Genomic DNA, 6051 nt, shown 5'->3' on the forward strand with positions numbered 1-6051 from the left:
CGAGGCCGCCCCGAAGGCTGAGATCGCATCCATGAGGTCGAGGTGCCAGTCCTGGGCGTAGCGCTGCCCGTAATTGGCCCAGCGCGTTCCGCGAAGAAACCATGCGGGGGCCGCGAGACCGTGCATCAACGAGCGGGCGAGGACCACCGGCATGTCGAACGCCCTGCCGTTCCAGGTGACGAGCCTGTAGCGTCCCCCCTCGAAAAGCCGCCAGAAGGCGCGCAGCAGACGTGCCTCGTCCCATCCCGGTTCGCCGCCGCTGCGGCAGGACCGCAACTCGTAGGTCTCGACCCCCGTGCCCGGCTCCCGACCGACCCCCGCCTCGATCACCGAGATGGCGACGACCTGATGCCACATGGCCTTTGGAAACCGGTCGGCCGGCCAATCCGCGGGCGTTAGGATCGGGTCCGGAACGGTCTCGATGTCGAGCATCATCAACGTGTCCGGGCTGCCCTCGTCGAAGTCGCGGCGGCGCAAGGGATGTCGCATGGTGTCAGGGCGCGGCTCCGCCCCGGGTGAGGCGGCGTCGAACAACGTCCGTTCCGCGAGCGGGCGACGGGCGGGTGAGCGCGACGCGGACGGGTCCCGGCATGCAATCGGTCGGCGTACGAAGGACGTCATGGCCTCTCCACTTCAGATGTCGTGCGTGCGGTGGGCACCGCGGCCCGGACCGGCGCGGCGTCGGGGGGAGGCGGCCTTTCCCGAGAACAACGCCCGAATGGCCGCGTCGTCGAGGTAGGCCGTGCGGAACAGGGCCTCCGCGATCCGTTCGAGGGCGAGGCGCTCGGTCCGCATGAGGTCGCACGCGCGCTCGTAGGCCAGCCGGAGCCGCTCAAGGACCGGGCGCATCAGCCAGGGCATCCGGGCCAGGTCGATGTCCTGGGCGGGGGCCAGGGACAGCAGCGGGAAATCGGCCGAGAACCCCCACGACGCCTCCATCGCCGCGGCGCATCGGGTCGCCTCGGCGAGATCCGAGACCGCGCCGGCGGAGACGTCGCCCAGGAGCACCTCCTCGGCCGCGCGGCCCGACAGGATCATCACCAGGGACCGTTCGAAGTCGCCCTCGGTCAGGGCTCCGTAGGCATCGACGAGCGCATGCTCGGTCAGGCCGCCGGTCGGGGCGATGGTTAGCGTCACCGGTCCGCTCGCGCCGCTGGCCAGGAGCGCGACCGCATGCCCGGCCTCGTGGACGGCGCAGCGCATCCGGAGCCCATCCCCGAGCGCCGGCGTCCCATCCGAGGAGCCTGCCAGGATGTCGTCCACCGTGAGGGTGCGGCCGGCCCGTCGCGCGCTGCCACGCGCCCGCCGCACCAGCGCCTCGACGTCGGCACCCGTCATGCCCCGCAGCAGCGGGACCACCGGCGCAAGGTCGAGGTCATCGGCGTCGGTCCCGAGATACTGGACCAGCATGCCGGTCAGCGCGTCGAGACCGGGAAGCTCGATCCGAAAGTGCCGTTCAAGCCGCCCCGAGCGCAAGATCGCAGGATCGATCCTCGAAGGATGGTTGGTCGTGCCGACGACGACGACCCCTTCGCGGCCGACGGCGCCGTCGAGGTGTTCCAGGAGGGCGTTGACGACCTGGCTGGAGTAATCGCGATGATGTTCTGAGAAAGTATTCCTATCTCCAAAGGAATCGAGCTCGTCGATCAGGACCACGCAAGGCGACCGCCGCGCTTCCTCGAAGAACTGCCGCATGGCGCCCAGGGTATGGCCAAGATGTCCGTCACGGGAGCCCTGCCACTGCGCGAGGGAGCCCGGATGAAGCGGTAGGTTCGCGCTTCGGGCCAGGGCCGCCGCGAACCGTGTTTTGCCCGTGCCGGGCGGCCCGCTGACGAGGGCGGCCGATTCACAGGCGGCGAACGGGATGATCCCCTCGTGCCACGACCGTAGGTCCGCCACCAGGCCGAGCCCCCAATCCCGGGCGGCTCCGAGACCGAGCGAGTCCTCAAGGCGGGGCGCGTTCGCGGTGCGCTGCCTCTCTCGCAGGCGCGAACGCCCGAGGCGCTCCAGGGCCTCGGATGCCCCGCGACCCGGGCGGATACCGAGCCGAAGGTCGGCGGCGGCCCGGACCGCCACGCAGTCCCCGAGCGCGGCGAGGGGCGGAACCTCGCCGGTCACCGCCTCGATCACCAGGCTCAGCACCTCGGCGTCGAGCGGAGCGACGAGAACCTCCCGGTCGACGGCGCGCAGGAAGTCGCGCGGCAGCGTCCTGGCGGGATCCGACGCGACGCCGATGAGCGGGACGCCGGCGACCACGGCCGCGCCGACGGTTTCGTTGCCGCGGTCGGGCCTATGCTCGCGCGAGGCCCCGTCACGCGCGAACACGACGACCTCCCGCCGGCTGCGGTCGTTCCAGGCCCCGCGCCCGCCCTCGCCATCCCGAACCCTCCATCCCAGTCCGAGGAGGCAGGGTCCCACGACGCACCGCATCGGCTCCACCCAATCCGGAGAGGATACGCGCACCAGTAGGACGGGGAAGCCGTCATCGGCCGCGGGAGGTCCTGCCGGAGCGAACGCGCGCCCCAGCATGACCGCGGCGGCCACGACGTCGGCGGCCAGCCGGGGCATGAGTGATGCCTCCCGCCGGCCGAGCGCGAGCGCGTCGAGCTCGGCTTCGTCCAGGCACCATGATGGATCCGGGCTCGCGGCTTCCTTCCGCAACGCCTCGACGAAGGCGCGCGCCATCGCGCAGGCCGCCTCGTTCGGTTCGGGCATGGCATCCTCCGGCTTCGCACGGGACTTCGATGGTGGGGGGCCGATGGTTCAGCGGCGGCGAGACTTGCGCATCCTCGGTCGCGCCCATCGCGCCGCGAGCCGCATGAGCCGGCGCTCGTCGGCGCTGCGCCGTGCCAGCGCGCGCAGGGCGTAGGCGATGACCGCCGGCGCGGTCGCGTCGCCGCGCTCGGCCATCAGCAGGAGATTGCCCATCACGAGATCCGACGCGACCGAAGCCGCGCCGCACGTGCGGACGTGACGGATGGCGAGCGCCGTGGCCGCGGCCGCGTCCCCGTCCCTTGCCGCGGACCAGCGCGTTTCGCCGAGTATCGACGTCGTCGCCAGCAGCCGCGCGAGGGCCGTTGCTTCCGCCCGGTCGAGGCGTCCAGGCGGGTACGTCCGCCAAGCCGCCACCACGCCGGCTTCGACCCTGGGCGGCACGCCGCGCCGCGGGGTTCGGATCGCACGCCGCAAAACCGAACACGAAACCACCCGGCCAGGCTCCGATGCCATATCCACCTCCAGCAGCCCCGCCCGTTCCAAGGCGGTCAACGAATCCGTCACGCTTTCGAAAAACTCGGCCGGTGCCCCCGCGGGGAGCCGGAACGACCCGATAGGCGAATAGGCGGTCGCCGCGCGGCGGACGGGCTCGGCTTCACAGCCCCCAAACCGATTGGCCCGGCTGTCGAATTGGCCACGACTTTTGAGAATACCTATATTATACCTGTGATATATAATACGATCAAGCCACTGCTGTCTTTGGCGGCTGGGAAAAGTCGTGGCGGCGGCAGCCCGAGGCGGGAAGCCAGCGAAGGGCGCCGTCCCCGCCCAACCTTTCCCGGCTCCCGATGCCCGTCGGCCTGTCCGAGGAGCTTGGTGCGGGCGGCCCTGGGCCGTAGGTCGACGTTCCCATCTCAGGCCTCGACCACCAAGGCTGAGTCGAAGGCATCGGCCGCATCCCAACGCCGCAAGGGGTTGGCGACCACCCTGGTCCGGCCAATGCGGTAATCCGCCGGGGCGACGGCCCGGCCGTGGACCCAGAGCGTCGGCGCCCCCCAGGCGTGCATGACATCCTCCAGGTCCGAGGCATGCGAGGCTGCCAGCCAGGCGTCCCCGAGCCATCCCGTCCAGGCGTCGGGCAGCGAACGGCGTGAAGGCGCGAAGTGGGTGAGCACGACGGCGCGGTCCCCGGGGCGAACACCGGGCACGAGCGTCCCGGGTCCCCTCGCGACGTTCAGCGATTGACACACGATGCTGGTGAGGGCGTCCTCGATGTATCCCCGCGATCTTGCATGGGCCCCGAGGGCGTCGAGCGGCGACCACGGGCGCCCCCGCCGAAGCAGGACGCGCCGGCAATCCGCCCAGCTGTGGCGGGCCGCGACCCTGGCCAGGCGGCCCTCGAAGCTCCCTTCGAGGCACCAGTCGGTCCACAGGGTCGCCCCGACCACCACGGTCCCGCCGCCGGCCTCGGGACCGATGCGTACCGCGTCGTCGGCGAGCAGGTGGATGCCGAGGTCCCGGGCGAGCTCCCGGCCGCGGGCGACCGCCTCCACCATGGGCGTCTCGGACCACAACTCCGCGCTGCCCGCCACCATCAGGACGGGCCTGTTCCCCTGTCTGCCGTCCAGGGCCCGCGCCAACCAGTTCAACGCGACGTCCAGCCCGATGGCCACTCCGCCCGCGACCAGCAGGACGTCGAACTCAGGAAGCGGATCGGGGAGCCGGAACTCGGGATTGCGGTCGACGAGCAGGTCGGACAGGATCCAGAACCTCGCGTTCTCCCTTCGGCTCCCGACGGAGGCCGGTCCGGGACAGGCCGTCCGCACCTCGGGCGTCGGGTCGATCCGCGCTCGGGGCCGAAACGGAAGCGGCAACGGCTCCGGGACCTCGGCGCCCGGAACACGACGAGGGGGGCGAACATGCCGCGTCATCGTAGCCCCCCGGCGGCCGCCGATCCCGTTCCGGTCGAGCCCGGGGAGCGGAACGGGATGGGATGCGGCGGAGGTGCTCCCCGGCATCCTAGCGCACGAGGCTCACGGGCGAAGTCCGGCAAGGGCGTCTCCATCGGCTCTCGGCTTGCGGGAGGCAGTCAGGGCGGGGCGGCCGCCCCGGGCGGTCTCAGACCTCGACGACCAGCCCGGGCTGGAAGCGCGGGTTCTCGCCGGGATATCCTCGCGGGTTGCAGAGCACGCGGGTCCCGCCGAGGCGGTAGTCGAACGGCGTATGGGTGTGCCCGTGGACCCAGAGCGAAGGCCGACCGGCCTCGATCAGGTCGTCCAACCGCGACGCGTAGGCGGCATTGAGCGGCTTGCCGAGGAACCGCGGCGCGACGCTCCCCGCCGCGGGAGCGTGATGCGTGACCACGACGTGCGCCCGCGTCGTCGCGTCCGCGGCGGACCGGAGCGCGGTTTCGAGGAAGCGGCGTGACGCGAGGTGCAGCGCGAGCGCCTCCTCCGGCCGGAAGCGCATCCACCGGGGCTTGGTCTGGAAGCTGATCAGCCGATGGTCGTTCATGCCCCGGCGGGCATCCTCCATGGAGGCGGCGCGCAGGTCGGGGCCGTCGAGGTCGTAGTCGGTCCAGAGCGTGCATCCCGAGAAGGGGACGCCGCCGATCACGACGGTGTCGTCCTCCAGCAGGTGCACGCCGAGGTTCGCGGCGACCGCCCGCCCGCGCGCGAGCTCCTCGACGAAGGTCCGCCGATAGAATTCATGGTTCCCGGCCACGCACACCACCGGCATGTGCGGGCGGATGACGTGCGCGAGCCAGGTGACGCTCTCGACCAGGCCCTCCCGAACGTCGCCGGCCACGACCGCCACGTCGGCGTCCGGGATCTCGGCGGGCGTCCAGGGCAGGCCGACGTCGCGGTGCAGGTCAGACAGGATCCAGAGGCGCAAGCCGCGTTCCTTTCCGGCGGGGGGACGGGACCGGTCGCCGCGCCCTTCCGGCGCGGCGCGGGCGGGAGCGCCCGCGGCGGCCCCCGGTGCTCGGTCCCCGGGCGGGGGCGCCCAGGCGTCCCAGGACGCGGCGAGCCGGGCGAGGTGGGGCTCGCCCGGGCGACGCTCGCCGAGCCGGCGCAGGGCGTGCGCGAGCAGCGCCGCGGCGGCCGGCTCGCCCCGCAGCGCCTGCGCGAGGAGCGCGCTCGCGACGAGGTCCGTCAGGCGGCTCTCCGGGCCGCAGACCCGCAGGACCGTGACCGCGACGCGGGTCAGGGCGGCGGCGTCGCCGTCGAGGGCCTCGCCCCAGGAGCGATGGCGGGTGGGCGGCGCGCAGGTCCGGAGCGTGGCCAGCAGCGCCTCGGCCGTGGCCGGCCGGAGCCCGGTCGCGGGCACCACGCG

Annotated in this window: 5 protein-coding genes; all 5 read right to left on the minus strand. The window is 72.5% G+C overall.

Annotated elements, in window-relative coordinates; genetic code table 11:
* Window positions 1-489 (minus strand): 3'-5' exonuclease family protein (locus MFF42_RS21525; RefSeq protein WP_507763117.1); only part of this gene is annotated, 489 nt, incomplete at its 3' end.
* Between the two features lie 144 nt (window positions 490-633).
* Window positions 634-2715 (minus strand): AAA family ATPase, encoded by a 2082-nt coding sequence (locus MFF42_RS21530; RefSeq protein WP_003596813.1) that lies wholly within the window; start codon window positions 2713-2715, stop codon window positions 634-636.
* A gap of 48 nt (window positions 2716-2763) precedes the next feature.
* Window positions 2764-3279, minus strand: coding sequence for a hypothetical protein (locus MFF42_RS21535; RefSeq protein WP_238257619.1), 516 nt, complete (start codon window positions 3277-3279; stop codon window positions 2764-2766).
* 350 nt (window positions 3280-3629) lie between these two features.
* Window positions 3630-4589, minus strand: a complete 960-nt coding sequence (locus tag MFF42_RS21540) for a metallophosphoesterase family protein (protein ID WP_003596815.1) — start codon at window positions 4587-4589, stop codon at window positions 3630-3632.
* A gap of 244 nt (window positions 4590-4833) precedes the next feature.
* The coding region (locus tag MFF42_RS21545; protein WP_238257620.1) for a metallophosphoesterase at window positions 4834-6051 on the minus strand (1218 nt) is incomplete at its 5' end.

Source organism: Methylorubrum podarium (assembly GCF_022179745.1).
Classification (GTDB): Bacteria; Pseudomonadota; Alphaproteobacteria; order Rhizobiales; family Beijerinckiaceae; genus Methylobacterium; species Methylobacterium podarium.